The sequence below is a fragment of the Litorimonas sp. WD9-15 genome, assembly GCF_050271975.1.
Classification (GTDB): Bacteria; Pseudomonadota; Alphaproteobacteria; order Caulobacterales; family Maricaulaceae; genus Litorimonas.
Genome location: NZ_CP189850.1, coordinates 2,909,204 through 2,933,844 on the forward strand (window position 1 = coordinate 2,909,204; position 24,641 = coordinate 2,933,844).

Genomic DNA, 24,641 nt, shown 5'->3' on the forward strand with positions numbered 1-24,641 from the left:
GTCATTGGAAAAACAATGCTCTTCACTGATCCCGTATTCCTGACAAAGTTCTTGCCTTTGGTCCTTCTGGGCTTCTTCGCGACATTATTTTCCAGAACCCGTTGGCATAGCCAAATCCTTTTAATCGGGGCCAGCCTTGTTTTCTACAGCTGGTTTAAATCAGAATATTTGATTCTTTTAGTTGGATCGATGGGTGTCAACTACCTGCTTGCGAAGCAAATCTTAGCGCAGCCCGGCACACCAAAGTCCAAACAGATCTTGGTCATCGGAATCGTAGCAAATCTATTGCTTCTAGGCGTGTATAAGTACCTTGGGTTCCTGACAGTCAACTTTAATGCGCTATTCGATTTGGGCTTACCTGATCCGAAGTTACTCTTGCCTTTGGCAATCTCGTTTTTCACCTTCCAGCAGATTTCATACCTCTGTGACAGTCATGCGGGGAAAATGGATCCAGCTTCGCACACCCCGCTTGAATACGCGTTATTCGTGACATTTTTTCCGCAGTTAATTGCCGGACCAATTGTCCATCATGCAGAGATGATGCCGCAATTTCGGAAAATTATTACCCCAAGTGCTCGTGCGATTATGTTCTGCGAAGGCATTTGTCTATTCGCACTAGGCCTGTTCAAGAAACTTGCGATTGCAGACTCTATCGCTCCATATGCGAATGAAGTTTTCACCTCTGTCGATAGCGGCGCAGCCGTCACCAGCATAACCGCATGGGGTGGTGCCCTCGCCTACACATTCCAAATCTATTTCGACTTTTCGGGCTATTCAGACATGGCAATCGGCCTTGGACTGCTATTCGCAATTCGTCTGCCTTGGAATTTCAATTCACCATATAAATCCGAGAACATGTCAGAGTTCTGGCGCCGTTGGCACATGACACTTAGCCGTTGGCTGCGAGACTACCTTTACATCCCGCTTGGCGGAAATCGCCACGGCAAGGTTCGCCAGTATATCAACAATTTCGCGACAATGGTGCTTGGTGGTCTATGGCACGGTGCACATTGGAATTTCCTTATTTGGGGTGCGCTGCACGGTTTCTATCTTATCGCGAACCAATTCGTTCGTGCCATCGCTAAATTTTTCGGAGTTCTTGAAATTGTTGAAACCGCGAAAGCCATTCGGATCAGCTCTTGGGCAATCACATTCTTAGCCGCCGTTGTCGCTTGGGTCTTCTTCCGTGCAACAACGACGTCTGGCGCAATTTCGATGACGCTGAGCATGTTCGGAATAGTCGCAGAGGGAGCGGTCCATATGCCTGCAACTCTGCAGACAATCTTGTGGGGTACGCTTGCGGCCATATCCGCATTTATCTTGCCGAACACTAAAGAAATATCAAAGTTGTTTGAGAAAGATTTAGTGAAACGGTCTTCGGCGCTCATTGGTGCCTTAGGCATTACGTCAGGATTAGCAGCATCTGCAGCCTTCCTTGCATCTCTAAGCCTGACCCAGTCCCCATTTCTATACTTCAACTTCTAGCACGAGTTTTGGACCACATCATGACCCATCCTATCAACAACACCCCATCCATCGCCAATGAAACTCTCGCAACTAGAACTCTGGCGAAGCGTGTTTGCACATTTCTTGCTGGCATGGTCGGGACTTCATTGCTCTGTCTGGGAGCTTACGCTTTTACGGTCGACCGTTTGATTGAGCGTTCCGCCATTCCAGCCACCTATAAATGGTTTCTTTTAAAAGAGATCCCTGGGCCTCGAATTATTTTTGAATCTGGATCAAATTCACACCACGCGATTGACACAGATGCAGTCGGCGCAGCTCTCGAACGAACGGCGATCAATATCGCGGATAACGGCGGGTATGCTCTGGAAGACAAAATAACGCGATTAGAAACCTTTACACGAGCAGGTGATGTTGTTGTACTCCCCCTGGAATGGATATTCTACCATCGCGAAAAACTCACTGATAATTACGTCAATACTCTTTTTGACAGTAATCGGAACTACTATCATTCTATGCCTCTAAATAAGCGCGTACAACGCGCCCTTAGCCTTCCGCCAGCGACGGTCATATCAAAAATTAGAGATCAGCAAGGAACTGAGAAGCAATCAAATGAATCCCCAGCCCAAGAGCTATTTGTCTCTGCTTTAACACAACCAACAGGGCATCAATCCCGATCAACATCTTCAGGTCCAGGCCCCGGTGTCACGGAACAAAGCTGTGACGATTACGTTCTCGGAAAGACCCAAATCAGAGAGAAATTGAAGTTGGGCAAAAACATAAAACCAGCTCTTGAGCGGCTCAAAAAGCTGAAGGCGCGCGGAGTAAATATACATTTCGCATGGCCTGTTTTAGCTGGGGAAGGCTGTCTCACAGCTCCCGCATATTTTGAAGGCTTTCGTGCGGAGATTGAAGCGGCAGTCAATGGGGCGGGTTTTGAATTTCTCGGCACCCCTAGCCAAAGTCTTTATGATGAAGCCTATCGGGATGACACCCCGTATCATATCATCACGACAGCCACAGACATCCATACCCAGCAGATGATTGGATTTCTGAGGATGCAAGGATATGGCACCACAGGCGAACCACTGAATATAACTAATTTTGCACGCCATCGTTTGCTTGAACTAGAGCTCGCAGAAGCCAGTGAGTTAAATCAAACCCCGCTTGAATTTGGAAGAACTGTGTCTTTTGACAATCCGGAATACCGCGATCAAATCGATTTTACAGCGGGTTGGTGGGCATTCGAAGCCTATGGCCGTTGGATGCGAGATAATCGCGCCATGTTCCGTATAACACTTTCAAACGACTTACCCCCAAATGCCGTCTTGAAAATTCAAGGCATGACGAAATCCGGACGTCCAGAACGAGCAAACATTTCCGTAAATGGAAATCTGGTGAGTTCTGGATTGTTCGGGGAGGGTGCTCCCCTTTCGGTTCCTGTGACCGGCTTGCCCCAAGGCGAAGCCCTCTCCATCTTTATTGATCTGCCAGAGGCAGGTGACCCAAAGAGCCCAAGGGATATTGGAGAAAGCCAAGATGCGCGTTCGATGACACTCCACTTGCAAACTATGGAATTAATGCAGGCTGCAGACCCTCAAATAATAGAGCAATCAAACGTTGAAGAAACACCTCTTGTTCAGGCTCTCGAGACAATGGAAAGAGCCATGTCTTCCAACAGCGCAGTCTTCAACGTCTCTTCAATTCCTAAGACCTGCTCACTCTCGATTCCGGCTGTTCCCGTTCATCAACCTAAATTAACTCATGGCAACGGTTGGTGGGCACAAGAGGCAGAAGGCCGTTGGATGCGAAATGAAGAAGCAAGTTTAAGCCTAACACTGCCAGAAACATTAACGACAGGGTCACCAAATAACTATCTCCTTGAATTATCTGGAGTTTTTTTCTCAGATAAGCCTAGCGCAATAACTGCAATTGTTGATGGAAAAGTAGCGGCCTTAGCCGAGGTCGCAGATGAAGGGACTATCACTATTGGATTCACCAGTTCAAAGACCGCAGGAAAGATAGATGTGGCCCTAAAGTTATCAGTGCCAAAGGTACGAAGCCCGAAGGACTTAGGCCTTTCTACGGATGACCGTACACTCACGTATTTTCTGAAGTCGGTAGAGTTAGTCGCGGCTTAACTCGCTTTAGATTGTTGCTCTAAGCCCTCTTTGATCCAAGCTTCCCTCTTCCTGTATATTGTTGAGGGGCTTAGTTGCAGAATCTGTGATGCCTTTGGAATGCTTCCATTGCAGGACGCAATCACAGCCTCAATGATTGTCTGTTCAATCCTTGTCATTGGCTGCAAGATATCAACAGTCACCGTAGTTTTGAGAGACTGCTGAGGTGTATAGCCGGTGGTCTCACCTGCAACTCCAATGAGCTTATATTTTTCTTTCGGAGCACTTAACTCAGCCGTTTTCAACGAAAGCATATGAGGTTCCAACTCAATGCCGTCATAGACGACTGCAGCTTTTCGAACGGCATTTTGAAGTTCCCGAATGTTCCCGGGCCAATGGTAATCCAACATTAATTCTTGGGCTTTAGGTGAGATCGCTTTTAATTGCTTGCCCTCTTCCGCTGCATAAGTTTTTAAAAAATTCTCAGCGAGTAAAATTACGTCCCTTCCACGATGGGATAATGGCGGTAATTCGATTGAGAGAACATCGAGGCGATAAAACAAATCTTCACGGAAACGTTTCTCAGCGACCTCTGTCATAGGGTTTCTATTCGTCGCACAAACGATACGGACATCAACATCTTCAGACCAATCACTTCCGACTCGTTTGACTTGGCCCGTCTGTAAAAACCTCAAAAGCTTGGCTTGGAGATTAATATCCATCTCACAAATTTCATCAAGAAACAGCGTGCCGCCATTGGCTTGGCTCGCAGCTCCTTTTCTCGCTTCATGTGCGCCTGTGAAAGCACCTTTAACGTGACCAAAAATTTCTGACTCGATTAGATTTTCTGGTAACGCCGCGCAGTTTAACGCAATGAAAGGCGCATCACGGCGGTGACTTACTTTATGAATTGCCTGCGCCGTGACCTCTTTACCCGTACCAGATTCACCTGTGATAAAAACCGCAGCGTTGGAGTTCGCAACGTTCTCAATCATTTTATAAACTTCCAGCATTGGCTCGGACTCGCCAACAAACCCGGGAACCTGGTTTGTTTTCAAACTCTTTTTCAAAACCTGGACTGTTGTTTTCACCTTCTCACGTTCAAGGGCATTTTTAACCGTCGTGAGGAGTTTCTCAGTTGGAAATGGTTTAATCAAAAAATCATATGCGCCGGCACGCATCGCATCGACTGCCGTATTAATAGACCCATTTGCGGTGATCACGATAAACGTAATATTATGATTTGTCCCATCCATTTCTTGGATGATATCCAGGCCATTCATATCGGGAAGTTGAAGGTCGAGAAGAACCGTATCAACTTTCCCTTTACGTAGCTCGATCAGTGCAAGCGAACCAGATTGGCAAATCTGAGACTTAATACCTGCTTTTTTCAAATGCTGTTGATACATTAACGCCATGGCTAATGTATCTTCTACGATCAACACCTCTGGTGTTGTATTTGCTCCAGCCATCTCATCACCTATGCCGCCTCTTCATTATATCCAAAGAGGTCGTCTAAATTGAGCAAGGATATCTCGGCTAATTCTATAGCTCTCGATCCATGCTCCACCATCTCGTCGAGTGTATGAGGAAAGCAATGAGAATTTGTTAATGCGGCAAATTCTGAAAGTTCAGCGAGTCCGTATAACCCAGCAAGGCCCTTCAAAGTGTGACTAGCAAACTTTGCGGCTTGCTGATCTTGGGACGCGATGGCCCTACGCAATGAAGCTGTAACATCTGTTAGATCTATTTCGAATTGGCCTCTAATTTCAACCAGATCTTCGGGATCCAGCCCGTCCAATAATCCACCGGTTATTTTCATGGCAGGGACTTCAGGGTCATCAGATCTTTCGAAAGACTGTCTTTCCTGATGGCTCTTACACTGTTCGGCCACGGCATTTATCAAGTCTCTCGTATTAAATGGTTTGAGCACGACTTGATCAACGCCATAGGATTTCAGATCTTCCGCCTCATGCATATCGCCCATTGCCGTCAGGGCAATCACAGGGATTTTGGCGTTTATAGAGTCCCTTTTTCGCAGTAGTCGAACGAGTTCTTTTCCGCCCATTTCAGGCATGAAAATATCAGTTAAAAGTAAATCAAACGCTTGGACATCAAGAATGGATAGAGCCTCTACACCGTTAACTGCCTCAACAATTTTAGCACCATGCTTTTTGAGAATGCGCGTTACAACCATGCGGTTTGTGGCATTGTCCTCAGCCAGTAAAATTTCTTTCCCAGATATATCTTCAAAGGTGACGTCTTCGACATCCGAGACAAGCGTAGCTGAAGCCTCCGCCAACGGAATTCTAATCCAGAAATCCGAGCCCTGTCCAAATTCACTCTCTACGCCTATTTCGCCGTTCATCATTTTTACGAGAACTTTACAGATGGTCAGTCCTAATCCAGTGCCTTCTGACGAACGGGTATCCACATCATCGATCATGTAAAACTCTTCGAACAAGCGCCCTAATTTGTCAGCCTTAATGCCGACACCTGTGTCTTTGACCCGACACATCAAGATCCATTTTCTTTGATCGGTCTGGGTTGCATCGACGATCAATTCGACCTTACCAGTGTCTGTATATTTAATAGCGTTACTAACAAAATTCATGAGAATCTGACGAATCCGACCGACATCACCTACCAGATGTATTTTGGAGGAGTCCTCAGACTTGATTATTAGATCAACGCCCCTCTCTTTCGCTTGCATTGCAAACAAGCGATACACATCATCAAATACATCCGCTGCAAAAAACGGCTCGTCTCGGACTTTCACTGAACCAGACGAGATTCTGGCGTAATCCAACACATCATTGATGATCCGCAACAGAGATTTTGACGTTCTTTCCGCGGTTTGGATGAGATGTTTTTGATCTTGTGTCAGTGGTGAATCTCCTAAAATATCCAGTATACCCAGAACGGCATTAAAAGGCGTTCTGATTTCGTGGCTCATAGCGGAGATAAATTGTGTCTTCGCCCGGTTAGCAAGCTCAGCGGCCTCCTTTGCATCAACCAGTGCTTTCTCGGCAGCCTTTGCTTCTGAAATATCCCGAATATAGGCGATAAAAATATCACCTGAAGAGCTCCGACTTCTGGAAATAGCGAGTTCTGACATGAACTCCTCTCCGTTCGACCGAACGGCCTCGATTTCAATACGCTGACCTAGGATGTTGGCTTTGCCGGTTTCCCTCATTCTCTCCATACCAGCATTATGAGCATCTCGATATCGCTCAGGCACTATGAAAGTTGCCATGTTTTGGCCTAAAATTTCCTTTTTCTTATAACCAAATATGCGCTCTGCGGATTCACTAAATTCCACAATGCGCCCTTCCGAATTAATAATGATAATTCCGTCGAGTGAAGCCGAAACAGTCGCGGTCATTTGCTCCGCTTGGATATCGGCTTGGAGTTTGGCTGCATTCGCTTTTGTTTGCCACTTCAATGTGAATCGTCGCAAAGCGTAACCCAATAAGAAAGATGGTAGCGCCGCCGACAAAACTAATAAAAAACCATTCATAAGTGTCCATTCCTTTGAACGGATACTGACACAGTTTAATTAAAGTTCAGTTAGAGCATATCGACGCGACCATTTCCTAAAAGTAGCGCACTCCAACTCTCCAAATTTATTATTCTTGGTCTATCGCCCAATTCCCCTTGTCCGTCCCGCATCCCAATCAATACCCCCGCCGCTCAGCACGCGGCCTTTTACACACTCGCCCCACTTCTGTGCGTGATGTCTCTCCCACGGGACGAGATAAAAGGCCCGCTGAGTCTCAATCATCGCATGAGGGCCGTGAGTGATTTCGTATTTCTGCGAGACTGTGCCTTCAATCAACCTTCCTGACTGCGCCGCGACGTGGGCCTTGCTTGTCATACCTTCCAGCTTTTCGGCGGTAGCATTAAATCCCTCCATCACTAGCGCTTTCAAATAACCACGTTTATAGATGATAGAGATCTTCTGTTTGTCTTGGCGTAGTTCTGCATAGCCCCTCTAAACGAACCATGTGCGGCGATGCTGAAACGCCGTGTCTAGCTCTTTAGCAAATGCACTCGACCTTGTGCTTATGCCAGCAATGCCGCCTCTGCCCCAATTCACCTGTGCGCGGTCAAGCCAAGTCGCACCGGGACTCTCAAGTTGTGTATCCAAGTCTTGGCGCGAGAGTAGCTTCACGCCTGACGCGCGCCCCTTTTTCAAGTCGAGTGCGATAGCCCGCTCTTCGAAGTCATCTGGCACGCGACATTGAATGGCATCACCGTCTTCGCCTTTCATTGTGACGTAGACGATGCCAGCAATAGCCCGTCGCTGACAGGGTGGGCGATTTTAACAGTTCATCTCGGCGGTAAGTAAGTGAACCTCCATCCCCACATTCAGGGCGTGGGTTGCGATGACCCATCAAGGTGCAACGCAACCCTGAGTCTAATCCTGCCTCCAACATTCTGTTCTCAAAGCTGTGCCTAAAGCTGTAAACACGGTGCTCCTTTGTTGGAAATAGCTCTCTCGCTTTGAACGCTTTGGTAAGTGACGCGCTCAATAAATAGCTACGATCTCGATAGTCTGGAAAGCCATTCGGTGCTGCACGCATAGCTTCCAGCTCAACACGCCTGAAATAGTGCCAAATATCGCCGCGTAGTCGTAAGTATTGGTCGGGCCTCTTAATCGCTTTCATCCTGCATCTCCGCGCAGCCCTTTGCAGGGCAACAAGTGAGGCAAATCGCGTAAGTTGCTACAAGAAAGGCAAGGAAGAATGGTGTTTTTTATAAACTTTTCAACGGCTTACGGTACTTGCTATGCCAGGAAAATGGTGCAGAAGAGGCAGCATAGTTTTAAAATAAACTACTGTTTTTGTAATCTTCTTTTCAATCAATTTTTTTTAATACCCTCAATAATACCCCCAAAGCAATTTACCTGAGCCTATATTTTTAGCTCAGGTACATTTTGTAATAGAATAATCATACTTCAGAAGCTGAATTCAGAGTGGGGGGCAACCGGATGATTGCCCCTTTAGACGCGTCGGTTAGAGCAGGAAGTCTGCATCATCAATATCAATGATATCGGTGTTTAGCAGCAGGATTTCGTCACCATTACCGAGGTCAATAATGACGTGGTTTCCGGACTGGCTGATATTGCCTTGCAGGTCTGCAAAGTCGGCAAAGCCAAAGGCGGTGAGGTCCATCACATCATTGCCGGCATCGTCAAAGTCGACAATCTGGTCAGCACCCGTTCCGACTCCAAACACGAATGTGTCATTCCCGCCATTACCCTGAAGCCTATCGGCGCCTGTGCCGCCATTAATAGTGTCCTCTCCACTGCCGCCACGGATATCATCAGCCCCTTCATCGCCGTTCAGGATATCAGCATCCCGTCCACCGAAGATAAGGTCATCACCCGATCCGCCATTAACCGTGTCAGCGCCGTCGCCACCTAAGATGAAGTCATCATCGGCTCCACCATTAATTCGGTCATTACCGGCATCACCGAAGAGCGTATCCGCTCCGGCATCGCCCAAGATCAGATCATTGCCTTCACCGCCATATACAGTGTCGTCATCGGCACCTGCAACGATATTATCATTGCCTTCACCGCCATCAATCATGTCTTCACCGGAATTACCCCTTAGGCGGTCATTACCCGCGCCACCGCTGAGATCATCATTTCCGTTACCCCCGCGTATGAGGTCAATTCCGTCGCCGCCTGAGAGGATATCTTCACCATTTCCGCCGGTCAAAATATCATTCTGGGCACTTCCTGTCAGCATATCATCTCCGTCAAGACCACTAAAGGAAACTGAGTCAGTTCCAGCAACCATAACATCATCGCCAGCGCCACCTCTAACTCCTTCCACATTGCTGAGAGTGAGCGATCCGATATCTGAGCCTAGCGTGTCGAATAATGTGGCTGACCCAACTGCAAGATTGACGTTGACAGAATGAACGCTGTTATCAACGCCCACCCTATCCAAGCCAGTACCGCCATCAATAATAGTCATCCCTGCTCCAATAATGATTGTATCATTACCTGCACCACCGTCGATAACGTCATCACCGCCATTGCCGAATATGAAGTCATCACCGTCTCCGCCGGTGATATCATCCTCATCAGATGTCCCGTTTAATGTGTCAGGCTCATCTGTACCGACAATAATATTAACACCGCCGGTAATTGTGACGGTCAGTGTGATTGTCTCACTGCCATCAAGTGATGTGACGATCAGGCTGTCAGTCGTTGTTTCTCCAACGGCCAGTCCCTGAACAGCCACATTATCATTATCGAGCGTGTAGGTCCACGATCCGTCAGACAGGACTGTGAAACTACCCAGTCCGTTACTGCCAAGAGCCGCCGCTTGCGCTTGGACCAAGTCCTCGCCCGTATCGACGTCAGTGATCGTAATCTGGCCGGATGTCGTGAAGGCATTATCCTCGACAACCTCACCCGTCACAGTCCCCGCCAGAACAGGTGTGTCATTAGACCCCGTGATAGTCACCGTGATAGTTTCCATCGCCGTGCCGTCAGCCGACATAACCGTAATCGTGTCGGTCAGTGTCACACCGGCAGGAAGGGCCTGAACTGTGCTATTGGAATTATCCAATGTGTAAGTCCAAACGCCAGCCTCGGTGACTTCAAATGTACCGTAGCCCGCATCGCCCGCTGTACCAGCGGTGACGGCGACTAGAACATCTTCGCCTGTATCCACATCCGTGACCGTCAACGTACCCGTAGTCGTATTGCCCATGGCGTCCTCTGTGACGTCACCTGTTGCGACACCCGCAATCGTGGCGACATCATTGGTCCCCGTAATGGTGACTGTGATGGTCTCCATCGCCGTGCCGTCAGCGGACATCACCGTGATCGTATCGGTCAGCGTCACACCTGCAGGTAGTGCTTGAACCGAACTGTTGGAATTATCCAACATGTAAGTCCAAACGCCCGCTTCAGTCACTTCAAAGGTACCATAACCTGCATCGCCAGCTGTACCGGAAGGAACGGCTACCAATTCGGCTTCGCCTGTATCAACGTCAGTAATTGTCAGAGTACCCGTCGCAGTATTCGCCGCAGCGTCATCTTCCGTCACATCACCTGTGGCGACACCCGCAATCGTGGCCGTATCGTTCGTACCCGTGATGGTCACCGTAATGGTTTCCATCGCCGTGCCATCTGCTGATGAGACAGTAATCGTGTCCGTCAAAGTGACACCTGCTGGAAGGGCTTGGACAGCCGAATTGGAGTTATCCAATGTGTAAGTCCAAACACCCGCGGCCGTGACCGCAAAGGTACCGTAACCATTATCGCTTGCCGTGCCGGACGGTACTTCGACCAGAACATCTTCGCCTGTATCCACATCCGTGACTGTCAGCGTACCTGTAGCCGTGTTGGCCGCAGCATCATCTTCAATGACATCACCTGTCGCAAGACCCGCAATTGTGGCCGCGTCATTGACGCCAGTCACGGTGAAGCTGATCGTCTCGATATTTGAGAACGCGCCTTGAGCATCTGTGGCTTGCACCTGCATTGTTACAATGCGGGTTTCACCGGCTGCCAAGTCCTGGAAGTCAGAACCCGGATCAAAGGACAAATCTGTCCCCATAATCGACGCACTGCCTTCGCTTGGACCAGTCGTAATGGCGTAAGTCAGGTTTGAACCGTCATTCTCATCATCCGCATCAGTGCCCAATGTCGACAGATCAAATGTGACAGCCATGCCGTCCTCATTCGCCGCAACAGTTCCGACCTGCGCCGTCATAACCGGCGTGTCATTTGTACCGGTTAGCGTGATGGTCAGTGTTGACGGAGTTGAAGCGCCCTGCTCATCCGTCACGAGGTAGTTGATTGTCAGAACCAATGTCTCGTTACGGTTAAGGCTTTGATAGGCCGCATCCGTCGTATCGAAACTGTAGATGCCATTGGGGCTCAAGGTCAGTCCTGCGACAGGCCCGTCAGCCAATGTATATGTCAAGATCGCATCTGCGTCGACGTCGCTGTCATTCGTCGCAACACTTCCCAAAATGAGCGGGCCGTCTTCGATACCGCTATTAACATCAGCCATCGCAACCGGCGCATCATTTGTGCCGGTAACGGTCACATCAATGTCCTGCATCGTCCCGTCGAGGGACATAATCGTCAGGGTTTCCGTAACGGTCTCACCGTCATCCAGCGCGTCTGCCGTGCTGTTATTCAGCGTATAGGTCCACGCCCCCGATGTCTCATCAAAGCTAAATGTACCGTAGGTTCCAACAAGATCAGCGGCCAAGACAGCTTGGAAGCCGGTCTCGCCTGTATCGACATCAGCCACAGTGACTGTGCCCGTCGCAGACGGAGTTCCGGCATCGGCATTTGCAACGCCGCCGGCTTCAACCACTGCACCGGTTGTGGTGCCGCCGAAGATCGCGTCGTCATTCGTACCCGTGATGGTTACCATAATGGTTTCCATCGCAGTCCCGTCAGCCGACATAACCGTGATGGTGTCCGTCAGTGTAACACCCGCAGGCAGTGCCTGAACCGTGCCATTGGAATTATCCAATGTGTAGGTCCAAACACCCGCTTCGGTCACTTCGAAGGTTCCGTAAGCATTATCGCCCGCTGTACCAGCGGTGACAGCGACAAAAACATCTTCGCCTGTATCCACATCTGTGATTGTCAGCGTACCCGTGGCCGTATTGATTTCAGCATCTTCCGTGACGTCACCTGTCGCGACACCCGCAATCGTAGCGGCGTCGTTCTCACCTGTGACGGTGACAACGATATCCTGGCTGACGCCATCAATCGATAGAACGGTCAGTGTTTCCGTTACAATCTGACCATCCGTCAGAGCCTGTGTAACCGTGCGCGAATTATCGAGCGTGTACGTCCACTCACCGGAGACTTCGTTAAAGGTAAATGTACCATATGTGCCGGACAGGTCAGCCATTGCAGCAGCTTGGAAACCGGCTTCGCCCGTATCCGGATCATCAATAAGCAGCGTTCCCGACGCCGCATTTGCGGCAGCGTCATCTTCGGTCACGGCTCCTGTTGAGACGCCGAAGATTGCAGCGACGTCATTCGAACCGGTAATCGTCACCGTGATGGTTTCCATCGCCGTGCCGTCGGCCGACATAACCGTGATCGTGTCCGTCAAAGTGATACCCGCAGGCAGCGCATTCACGGTCGGATTTAAGTTGTCCAGCGTGTATGTCCAAACACCGGCCTCAGTCACTTCAAACGTGCCGTAACCATTGTCACCAGCCGCTCCCGCAGCAACTGCCACAAGAACATTTTCGCCCGTATCAACATCCGTGACTGTCAGCGTACCCGTAGCCGTGTTGGCAGCCGCGTCATCTTCCGTCACATCACCTGTGGCGACACCCGCAATCGTGGCAGCATCATTCGTACCCGTGATGGTCACCGTAATGGTTTCCATCGCAGTACCATCTTCTGATGAGACAGTAATCGTGTCAGTTAGCGTGACGCCTGCCGGAAGCGACTGAACGGAGCCATTGGAATTATCCAATGTATAGGTCCACACACCGGCCTCGGTGACTTCGAATGTACCGTAGCCCGCATCACCCGCTGTACCGGACGGTACTTCGACCAGAACATTTTCACCCGTATCGACATCCGTGACTGTCAACGTACCCGTGGCCGTGTTCGCCATCGCGTCATCTTCGGTCACATCACCTGTCGCGAGACCCGCAATCGTGGCCGCATCATTGGTACCCGTGATGGTCACCGTGATGGTTTCCATCGCAGTCCCGTCAGCCGACATAACCGTGATCGTATCCGTCAGCGTATCGCCTGCCGGAAGGGCTTGGACTGCACTGTTGGAATTATCCAATGTGTAAGTCCAAACACCCGCCGCGGAAACTTCGAACGTGCCGTATGCATTATCGCCAGCTGTACCCGCAGTCACCGAAACAAGGACATCTTCGCCTGTATCAACATCCGTGACTGTCAGCGTACCCGTGGCCGTATTTGCCATGGCGTCATCTTCCGTCACGTTACCAGTTGAGACACCCGCAATCGTGGCCGTATCATTTGTACCCGTGATGGTCACCGTGATGGTTTCCATCGCAGTACCATCTTCTGATGAGACAGTAATCGTGTCGGTAAGCGTGACGCCTGCAGGTAGAGCCTGAACTGAACTGTTGGAATTATCCAATGTGTAAGTCCAAACACCCGCCGCCGTAACGGCGAAGGTACCGTAACCTGCATCACCCGCTGTACCGGACGGTACTTCGACCAGAACATTTTCACCCGTATCGACATCCGTGACTGTCAACGTACCCGTGGCCGTGTTCGCCATCGCATCATCTTCAGTCACATCACCTGTCGCGAGACCCGCAATCGTGGCCGTGTCATTCGTACCCGTGATGGTCACCGTGATGGTTTCCATCGCAGTCCCGTCAGCCGACATAACCGTGATCGTATCCGTCAGCGTATCGCCTGCCGGAAGCGCCTGAACCACACCGTTCATATTATCCAATGTGTAAGTCCAAACACCCGCCGCGGAAACTTCGAACGTGCCGTATGCATTATCGCCAGCTGTACCCGCAGTCACCGCAACAAGAACATTCTCGCCCGTATCAACGTCAGTGACTGTCAGTGTACCCGTGGCCGTATTCGCCATCGCGTCATCTTCCGTGACATCACCTGTGGCCAGACCCGCAATACTGGCGGCATCATTGACGCCGTTAATCACAAGCTCTGCTGTGTTCTGAACATCCACAAAACCGTCATTGACGTTATATGTGATGGTCAATGTCACTGAATCGCCACCTGCCAAGTCGTTAAACTGAGCCGGGTCAATCGTGACAACAGAGCCAACATCGCTGAAGACCACTGTGCGGCCATCGGATGACGTTACGACAATCGAATTCACGCTCAGGACATCCGGCGCATCATTCATATCGACATCCGTCTGACCTTGAAGAAGGTTAATACCGACAGCAGCCTGGTCCTCATCCGTCGGCGGAGCTGTGATCATTGTTACATCCGGGGCATCATTCGTGCCTGTGACGGAAATACTGACCGTCGCAAAGGATTGCGCACCGCCTGTATCCTGGACTGTGTAGGTAAAGTTACCCGTAACCTCATACCCATCGGCGAGACTATCCGGAGCCGTCACTGTGTAGGATCCGTCCGAGTCGACGGAGACCAGCACACCATCAGAGAGCGTCAGGTCAAAGCCGCCGTCCAAACGCGCGGCAACAGATGTTCCGGATCCGCCCGTGATATTGACGATTGAGAATGTATCATTCGTATCAACATCCTGATCATTATCCGTCAGATTTCCGGTCAAACCTGCCCCGTCTTCGATTGCGACAATCGCATCGGTAACGGCGGTTACAGGATCATTCGTACCGACGATTGTGACGCTGAATGTCGCCGTATCCGTACCGCCATTCCCGTCGGAAATCGTGTAGGAGAATGTATCAATCGCCATTTCGCCAAGCGCGAGGCTGTTAAAGGCCGCCGTTGGAGATGTCAGATTATAGGTGATTGATCCATTGGCCGAGACTGTGACTTCTGCGCCGAAATCTGTGAAGAATGTTTGCGGAACGCCTGAGACCAGACCGCTCACACCGTCATTTCCGGTCACACCGTCTTCGGCGTCATCATCAATATCGGAGGCGGATATGACGAAGAGTGAATCGCCGTCAATATCGCTATCGGCCAATACGCCTTGACTATTCCCGAACAGGACGTTGAAGGTCCCGAAGGCGCCCTCATTCACAGTTGCGGTGTCGTCCGTCGCATCAGGGCCATCATTGGCACCCGTCACGGTGACGGTAATTGTCTCGGTTGCCGTTCCGTCGAATGAAAGAACTGTCAGCGTTTCCATGGCCGTCACGCCAACCGCCAAACCTTGCGTCGCGGCCAGAGTGTTATCCAATGTGTATGTCCAAGCGCCTGTGGCGTCATCGAACGTAAATGTACCATAAGTCCCGGCAAGATCACCGGCCGACGCAACTTGGAAGACGGCCTCACCCACATCAGCATCAGACACGGTCAGCGTGCCGCTATCCGACGGAGTCCCGGCGTCAGGCGTATCATCACCGCTCGCCTCGACAACAGCACCTGTTACATCGCCAACGATCGTCGCTAGATCATTTTCACCCGTGACAGTCACAACGATATCCTGACTTGTTCCATCCAGAGAAAGAATAGTCAGCGTTTCCGTGACGTCCTGTCCATCCGTCAGGCCTTGTGTCGCGGCCAGCATATTATTGAGCGTATAAGTCCAAGCCCCCGATGTCTCATCAAAGGTAAATGTGCCGTAAGTGCCGGAGAGGTCAGCCATAGCTGCGGCTTGGAAGCCGGTTTCACCTGTATCGACATCCGTCACCATTAGCGTTCCGGAAGCCGTATTCATCGCATCATCTTCAGTCACATCACCTGTCGCGAGACCCGCAATCGTGGCCGCGTCATTCGTACCCGTGATGGTCACCGTGATGGTTTCCATCGCAGTCCCGTCAGCCGACATAACCGTGATCGTGTCAGTTAGCGTGACTCCTGCTGGAAGGGCCTGAACCGACCCATTGGAATTATCCAAGGTGTATGTCCAAACTCCCGCCGCCGTGACTTCAAACGTGCCATAGCCATTTAGTCCCGCCGTACCGGCTGGCACCTCGACCAGAACATCCTCGCCTGTATCAACGTCAGTCACCGTCAGTGTTCCTGTGGCAGTGTTGGCCATGGCGTCATCTTCCGTCACACCACCCGTCGCAAGGCCCGCGATCGTGGCAGCATCATTCGTCCCTGTGATCGTCACCGTGATGGTTTCCATCGCAGTCCCGTCAGCTGACGAGACAGTAATCGTGTCGGTAAGCGTGACGCCTGCAGGTAGAGCCTGAACTGAACTGTTGGAATTATCCAATGTGTAAGTCCAAACACCCGCCGCCGTAACCGCGAAGGTTCCGTAACCTGCATCACCCGCTGTACCGGACGGTACTTCGACCAGAACATTTTCACCCGTATCGACATCCGTGACTGTCAACGTACCCGTGGCCGTGTTCGCCATCGCGTCATCTTCGATCACATCACCTGTCGCGAGACCCGCAATCGTGGCCGTGTCATTCGTACCCGTGATGGTCACCGTAATGGTTTCCATCGCAGTCCCGTCAGCCGACATAACCGTGATCGTGTCCGTCAGCGTATCGCCAGCCGGAAGCGCCTGAACCGACCCATTGGAATTATCCAGCGTGTATGTCCAAACACCCGCCGCAGAGACTTCGAACGTGCCGTAACCCGCGTCACCAGCGGTACCCGCAGCAACGGCCACAAGGACATCTTCGCCTGTATCAACATCCGTGACTGTCAGCGTACCCGTGGCCGTATTTGCCATGGCGTCATCTTCCGTCACGTTACCAGTTGAGACACCCGCAATCGTGGCCGTATCATTCGTACCCGTGATGGTCACCGTGATGGTTTCCATCGCAGTACCATCTTCTGATGAGACAGTAATCGTGTCGGTAAGCGTGACGCCTGCAGGTAGAGCCTGAACTGAACTGTTGGAATTATCCAATGTGTAAGTCCAAACACCCGCCGCCGTAACGGCGAAGGTACCGTAACCTGCATCACCCGCTGTACCGGACGGTACTTCGACCAGAACATTTTCACCCGTATCGACATCCGTGACTGTCAACGTACCCGTGGCCGTGTTCGCCATCGCATCATCTTCAGTCACATCACCTGTCGCGAGACCCGCAATCGTGGCCGTGTCATTCGTACCCGTGATGGTCACCGTGATGGTTTCCATCGCAGTCCCGTCAGCCGACATAACCGTGATCGTATCCGTCAGCGTATCGCCTGCCGGAAGCGCCTGAACCACACCGTTCATATTATCCAATGTGTAAGTCCAAACACCCGCCGCGGAAACTTCGAACGTGCCGTATGCATTATCGCCAGCTGTACCCGCAGTCACCGCAACAAGAACATTCTCGCCCGTATCAACGTCAGTGACTGTCAGTGTACCCGTGGCCGTATTCGCCATCGCGTCATCTTCCGTGACATCACCTGTCGCAACGCCTGCAATAACGGCATCGTCATTCACGCCTGTGACGGTGAATGTGATCGTCTCAATATTCGAGGTTCCACCACTGGCGTCGGTGGCTTGCACCTGGACCGTGACTGTCGTCGTTATACCTGCACCCAACTCTTGGAAATCAGTACCCGGATCAAATATCAGCATACCACCGCTGATCGACGCACTGCCCTCACTCGGAGCTGTCGTGATCGCATAGGTCAAATTCGCCGCTGTATCTTCGGCATCTACATCGGAGGCCAAGGCTGTCAGGTCGAAAGCAACAGATCCGTTATCTTCAGTTGCAGAGACTGTTCCGACCTGCACCGCGAGCACGGGCGCGTCATTCGTGCCCGTAATGGTCACGACGAGATCCTGACTCGTGCCGTCTGTCGACAAGATGGTTAGCGTATCTGTGACAACTTCCTCATCATTCAACGCGTCTGCTGTGCTGTTATTGAGTGTGTAATCCCATGCCCCCGTCATCTCGTTGAAGGTGAAAGTACCATAAGTGCCAACAAGATCACCCGCGAGCGCCGCTTGGAAACCGGCCTGACCCGTATCGACATCTGCCACTGTGACGGTCCCGGAGACTGACGGAGTCCCGGCGTCAGCATTCGCAACGCCGCCAGCTTCAACCACTGCGCCCGAGACATCGCCAGCAAAGGTCGCCGCATCATTCGCGCCTGTAATTGTAACAGTGATGAGTTGAGACGCCGTGCCGTCAGCCGACATGACCGTGATTGTGTCCGTTAGGGTCGCGCCCATGGGAAGCGCCTGAACCGCAGGGTCAGAATCATCCAATGTGTAAGTCCAAACGCCCGCAGCGGAGACTTCAAATGTGCCGTAGCCATTATCGCCGTCCTGACCCGCCATAACAGCGATCAGAACGTCTTCACCGGTATCTGCGTCTGAAACCGTCAATGTGCCCGTGGCCGTGTTCGCCATAGCATCATCTTCGGTGACGCCGCCCGTGGCAGTACCAGTAATGGTCGCCAGATCATTTGTACCCGTGATGGTAAAGGATAATGGCATCGTCGATGTGCCGCCATTCCCGTCACTGACCGTCACGTCATATGTGATTACCAAATCTTCGCCCGCAGCGAGGAAGTCGAAATCTCCATCCGTAATGTCGAAGGACCACGTCGCCTGATTACCGACTGTGCTGGCCGCATTCGCGCCGGACACATTAAAGGTCAGGAGACCGGACGGAATCGTTCCTGCAAAGGCGGCGCCTTCCAGAGTCGTGCCCGTTACCGTGGCCGTAATAGAGTTCGTATCGGCAACACCTGACGCGATGGCCAGACTGCTGATATCGACATCATCAAAGTCGATTGTCCCCGTAAGGCTTTGCGTATCCGCAGAACCTGTCTCAATGACAGCTTGATCTTCAATAATTGTTGTACCCGTATCCGGCGTGATCGCCGTGATAACAGGCGCGTCATTTGTGCCTTCGATTGTAATTTCAATCTCGCGCGTAATTGTGGCGCCGTCCCCATCACTGACTGAAACCGCATAGGTTTGGACAAAACTATCGCTGGATGTCAGGTTTTCAATGACAGAATCCGCGACGACGAATTGGAAAATCACCTCGCCCGTGCCTGTGCCCGTCGCAGTCTCTGTAAAGCCTGAGGAGAACGTTCCGATATAATCAGCGGTTTCCGGGCCTGATGGCAAAATCGTGACTGTATGCGTGTCGTTTAGCTCAACATCGTCAAATTCAATCGTGAAATCTCGGACGTGATTGTCCATGCCATCCACGCCGACATCTTCGGTAATTGTGGCCTCAGTCGCAGATAGCGGCGTGATGAAGTAGGGCGTGTCATTCGCGCCATTAATCGTCAGTGTAACGGTCCGGGACACTGTGTCCGGTCCAGATGTGACATCAAAAGTCACATCAACGGTGATGGATTCACCGTCGCCCAACATATCAAATAACGGCGCATTGCGGTTATATGTGACCTCATCGCCGTCTATTGTGAACAGCGCTTCAATATCGCCAGCGGAGACTCCACCCAGAGCCGCAAGGACAGCGGCGGATGTCGTGTTGGAGATTGTTACACCGTCAATTAATTGTGTGTCACTTTCGTCAACTTCGACGATTGTCGTCAATGTGTTGAGGTCAATTGTGACATCGTCAGCGGCGGTCGGAAGCGGCGGCGCAATTGTGTCCCCTGCGCTGTCAAGGGAATCACCCTCGGTGTCGTCGACGGGATTCATAACTGTGACAACAGGCGCATCATTTGCGCCATTGACCGTGATCGTCAAGATCTGATCATCAAAACCGCCGTCATTGTCGGTGACACGCAGCGTATATTCGAAGACGATGGACTCGCCATCCGCCAGATAATCAAACAGATCTTCACCCGCCGTGAATGTCCACTGCAGACCGCCAGCCTCGTCAACTTGGATACCGGCTGTGCCAGCATCAAGATCAACAAGAGACATCAGCGCGAGGAGATCAACGCCAGCAAATTCTGCTGACGGCTCTGTACCGCCTGCAATTTCGACAGACAGGACTTCAGCCGTAAATGTATTGCCGTCATCAAGATCATTAAAGCCGATCGCGCCTGAAACCATAAGGTCGCCCGCATTATCGGCAGGAGTCGCGGAGGTCTCAGCCGCTTCCGTAACGACGCCTGTATTTCCATTGATGGAGTCAATCACAGGGTCATCATTCGTGCCCGTGATAACAAAGGTAATCGTTTCGATATTCGAAGTCGCCGCGCGGGCATCCGTCGCCTGAACCTGCACAGTGACAGTGCGGGTGTCGCCATCCGCCAAGTCTTGGAAAGCCATACCCGGATCGAAGGTGAGTTCGCCATCCACAATCGTCGCCGTGCCCTCACTCGGACCTGTCGTAATGGCGTAGCTCAGGCTCGCGCCGGTATCTTCAGCATCCGCATCAGAACCCAGAGCCGTGAGATCAAACGTGACAGCCGCACCATCTTCAACGGCTGCAACAGTGCCGACCTGTGCCGCCAGAACGGGCGCATCATTCGAACCTGTGATGGTGACAACCAAATCCTGAGGCGTCCCGTCCAAGGACGTGACAGTCAGGGTATCTGTCACGACTTCCATGTCATTCAGAGCGTCAGTCGTGCCGTTATTGAGGGTATAGGACCAAGCCCCTGTTGATTGATTAAACGTAAATGTACCGTAATCACCGGTCAGGTCAGCCACAGCAATTGGGCCGAAACCACCTTCACCTGTGTCTGCATCCGTCACAGTGGCCGTTCCGGTGATAGACGGAGTCCCGGCATCGGCATTGGCGACGCCGCCCGCCTCGACAACATTGCCCGTTAAATCTCCAGCAAAGACCGGCGCGTCATTCGTACCCGTAATCGTAATTGTAATGCCCTGCGTTGTCGTCGCCGGGGGCATCGCGTCATCCGATAGGGTCACGGTATAAGTCAGAACCAGTACGTCACCGTCATTGAGGTAATCAAACACGCCCGCTGCGGCAGCAAAAGTCCAATCGAGTGTATCCGTGGCGTCAGAACTACCGACAATTTCCGGATTGGAAGGCTCTGTGATGAGCGCCAGAAGCGCAGCTTCACTTGGCGCTTCTGCGGCGCCCGTACCCGTCGCGGCGACAGAGACATTGGAAACACTCACAACGTCAGATAAATCGACATCTGTGACAGAGAATACCCCTGAGACCGTAATGGCGTCATTACCTTCGGATAAACTGCCCGAAACATCGCCACCTGCGACGACGAAAGGCGTATCATTTGTGCCCGTCACCGTGAAGGTGACTGTCTGAACATTTGAAGTCTCACCCTGCGAGTCTTCGGCCAGTACAGTGACCGTGACATCACGCGTTTCCCCTGCCGCCAAGTCTTGGAAATCCATACCCGGATTGAAGATCAAGTTTGTTCCTGAGACCATGGCAGAGCCCTCACCGGGCGCTGTTTCAATCGAATATGTCAGGTTCGATCCGTCATTCTCCGCATCTGCATCGGAGCCAATGGCCGACAGATCAAACATCACCATTGAACCGTCTTCAACAGCACCAACAGTTCCGACCTGCGCCGCGAGGACAGGCGCATCATTTGTGCCCGTAACAGTCACATCAATATCTTGGCTCGTGCCGTCCAAGGAGAGGATCGTCAGCGTTTCCGTGACAACCTGCCCATCATTGAGGGCGTCCGCCGCGCTGTTATCGAGCGAATAGGTCCAAGCCCCGGATGTCTCATCAAAGGTGAACGTGCCGTAAGTCCCAACAAGATCTGCCGCCATCGCAGCCTGAAAACCAGTCTCGCCCGTATCGACATCCGTCACAGTCACTGTGCCCATTACAGATGGAGTCCCGGCGTCAGCATTAGCTACACCGCCCGCTTCAACGACAGCGCCCGAAACGTCACCGGCAAAAATAGCAGCATCATTTGTACCCGTAATCGTAATTGTGACGTTCTGGGTTGTGACGCCGCCCTGCCCATCATTAATCGTGACCGCGTAAACCTGCGTGATTGTATCACCTTCCGGCAAAGCATCGACAATCGCCATGTCAGAGGCATCCAGATTATCGAATGTCCAGCTGATAACACCCGTATTTCCACCCTGAGCCGGGCTCGAAGCGCCTGCGAGAAACACACCCAAGAAAGACCCATTACTGGAACTAACATTGGCGACGGAAACGGAATGGGAGTCTGTTTCGTCATCATCGGTGAAGGTGAAAGCACCGGCCGTGCCGAAGCCCGCAGGGGCATTTTCAGCGGCTTCATTCGTATCCGCACGCTCAGTGACACCACCGGTCACACCGGCAGACCCGTCAATAACGGGCGCATCGTTCAAATCATTCAGCGAAATTGTGAACATTTCCGTTGTCGCATTACCCGCTGTATCTGTCGCTGTTAGATCGACCTCAAAACTGGAGTTGTCTTCAAAATCAAAGAGTTCCGGATCCGCCACAATAAGAGTCCAATTCCCGCCATTATCGACAAGTGCAATGGCACCGCCAAAATCATTCGCTAGCGTGTAGGTCAGCTCAGGCGCCGCCCCACCATCTGTTGCGACCAATGTCGCCAATATATCACCTGCGACAGGCGCAGGGTCCGCACCCTCAACATATTCATCAATATTCACGGCCAAAGGCGCGAATCCGGACGGATTCCCGGTGTCGAGCGTGAATGTGATGGAGGCTGATGGCCCGGTATTATTCGCGGCATCAATCTGACGCGCGTAGACCGTGTTGGATCCATCCGTTAGATTAGGCTGTGTCGTTGTGAACGTCACGTTATCCAGAGAGTACTCAACGGTCGCCCCCATCTCAACATCTGTGAGAGTGACCTCACCGTTGAACGTGATCAAATCGCCATCAGCACCAGTGTCAACAGTTAGGGCTATTGTCGGGGCGGCAGGCGCTGCCGTGTCTACAGGAATTGTGTCAGACGCTCCAGCCTCGCCCGGATTGCCGAATAAATCGGTGTAAGTCCCAGCAGCAATCGAAGCCTGAAGGTTTCCTTCAAATCCCGAAGGCGCTGTGATGACAGCCGTAAAAACGCTGTCGCCAACGCCACCGGATACCAATACGACCGTGAAATCGGCGGGGACAGAAATATCATCGGCTGTGAATCCCATCACCGGATCCGAAAATGCGATAGATACGGTCGTGGAATTATTCAAAACATTCAGCGAGGAATCGACAATGTCGAACGTTACGACGGAGGGAGGCGTTTGGTCCAATACTGCGGTATTAGCGCTCGCCGAAGTTGTATTGCCCGCAGTATCGGTCACGTCGAAATCAACCATAAGTGCGCCGTCAGCCAAGCCGGAAATATTCATGGCGATTTGCCCGGCAGTCAGGTCTGCTGACGACACATTCATAAGTGTCGCCGTGCCACCAGCACTGTCAGTTACAGTCAACGTGCCGGATGCATCAGAGTCCAAGCCGACAACATTGATAAACGTTGCACCGGATTCCAGCGAACTAATTTCCATGTCCGCAAAGCTGACCTCTAAGGCGGTGTCTTTATCTGCAGAGGCATCGACAGTCACAGAAACTGTATTGCTGATCGAGCTGTTGCCCGAGTCATCCATGACCACGGCACGGAAGACGTAATCGCCATCAGGAATAGCGTTTTGCACAGCAGTCGTTGAAGTAAAGCTCATACCGCCATCCGTTGAGACTTCATATGCAACGGTTGTCGTTGGATCCATATCTTGACCCATAAGGGACAAATCAAACGTATTATCGGATGTGATCCCATCGCTATTATCCACGTTACCTGGGCCGGTATCCTGAAAATTATCCAGAGAAAGCGTGCCCGGCGCCGGGGCCGCCATATCGACTGAGAATGCTGCCACAGCCACATTGCCCGCCGCCGGGTTTTCGGCAACGTCTCTCCCGCCACTCACGGTGATATCAATGTCTTCAACCTCAGCATCCAGATCCGCGACGGAATAGGTCACGGTATAAGTTGAAACCATCCCGTCATTTGTCCAAACCCCAGTCGGTGAGGCAAAACCGGCAGGAACCGCAGAGAGTGAAACAGACGGCTCATTACCGGCTGACTCATCCATCAACTCATTATACACGACCGTGATAACGAAATCTGTCGTGTCGCCATCCAAAACCAGGGTGTTGCTGACCGAAATCGTTGGGGCCGTCGGAGCTGTCGTGTCAATCGTTAAAAAGGCACTCCCGGTCTGACCACCTGTATCACTGAGACTTAGAGAGAGAATGTTGTCAGAAGCGGCTTGAACGACAGACCCAAAACTGACAGGCGGCATCCCATTTGACATAGAATTTTGATCGAAGCTGAACTCACCATTCATGTCAGCCATGGCCTCGAAAAAATTGCCCCCAAGGTTGAACGAAACAGTACTGTTAGGCGTTGCACCCGTTCCCAATATCGAGAAAATTCCTGTAGCCTGCTCGGCCGCGTTCACTACATTGTCGTCACCTGATGTAAAAGTCGCTGAAAGTGCCATGATGATAGTCCCCTAAGTTTGTTTGGATATCCCGAATGTGACGGGCGTATTTTGAATGAATTTTGAGTTGAGCTTCCTGCGCGCCACGAAGGAAAAGAGGGAAAGCCCCTCGCGGTCACGTCAT

General features: G+C 51.5%; 5 protein-coding genes and 1 pseudogene. 2 read left to right on the forward strand and 4 right to left on the reverse strand.

Features of this window, described 5'->3' with window-relative positions; translation table 11 throughout:
* The first annotated feature begins 15 nt into the window (after positions 1–15).
* Entirely contained in the window at positions 16–1,485 is a 1,470-nt protein-coding gene (locus ACP9M6_RS13650; RefSeq protein ID WP_427451985.1) for an MBOAT family O-acyltransferase, read from the forward strand.
* A 20-nt stretch (positions 1,486–1,505) separates the two neighbouring features.
* Positions 1,506–3,605, forward strand: coding sequence for a hypothetical protein (locus tag ACP9M6_RS13655; RefSeq protein ID WP_427451986.1), 2,100 nt, complete (start codon positions 1,506–1,508; stop codon positions 3,603–3,605).
* On the opposite strand, the gene ACP9M6_RS13660 is transcribed toward ACP9M6_RS13655, so the two are convergent.
* The 4 genes and pseudogenes from ACP9M6_RS13660 to ACP9M6_RS13675 all read right to left on the reverse strand — a co-directional run bounded on the left by ACP9M6_RS13660 (position 3,602) and on the right by ACP9M6_RS13675 (position 24,517).
* A complete protein-coding gene (locus ACP9M6_RS13660; RefSeq protein ID WP_427451988.1) occupies positions 3,602–5,056 on the reverse strand; it encodes a sigma-54-dependent transcriptional regulator in 1,455 nt (484 codons plus the stop codon). The genes ACP9M6_RS13655 and ACP9M6_RS13660 overlap by 4 nt on opposite strands.
* Positions 5,057–5,064: 8 nt before the next feature.
* Positions 5,065–7,104 (reverse strand): ATP-binding protein, encoded by a 2,040-nt coding sequence (locus ACP9M6_RS13665; protein WP_427451990.1) that lies wholly within the window; start codon positions 7,102–7,104, stop codon positions 5,065–5,067.
* 120 nt (positions 7,105–7,224) lie between these two features.
* A pseudogene (locus ACP9M6_RS13670) lies at positions 7,225–7,857 on the reverse strand (DUF3363 domain-containing protein).
* 745 nt (positions 7,858–8,602) lie between these two features.
* Positions 8,603–24,517 carry a VCBS domain-containing protein gene (locus ACP9M6_RS13675; RefSeq protein ID WP_427451992.1) on the reverse strand — a complete coding sequence of 5,305 codons (15,915 nt, stop codon included), beginning with the start codon at positions 24,515–24,517 and terminating at the stop codon, positions 8,603–8,605.
* Positions 24,518–24,641: the final 124 nt, after the last annotated feature.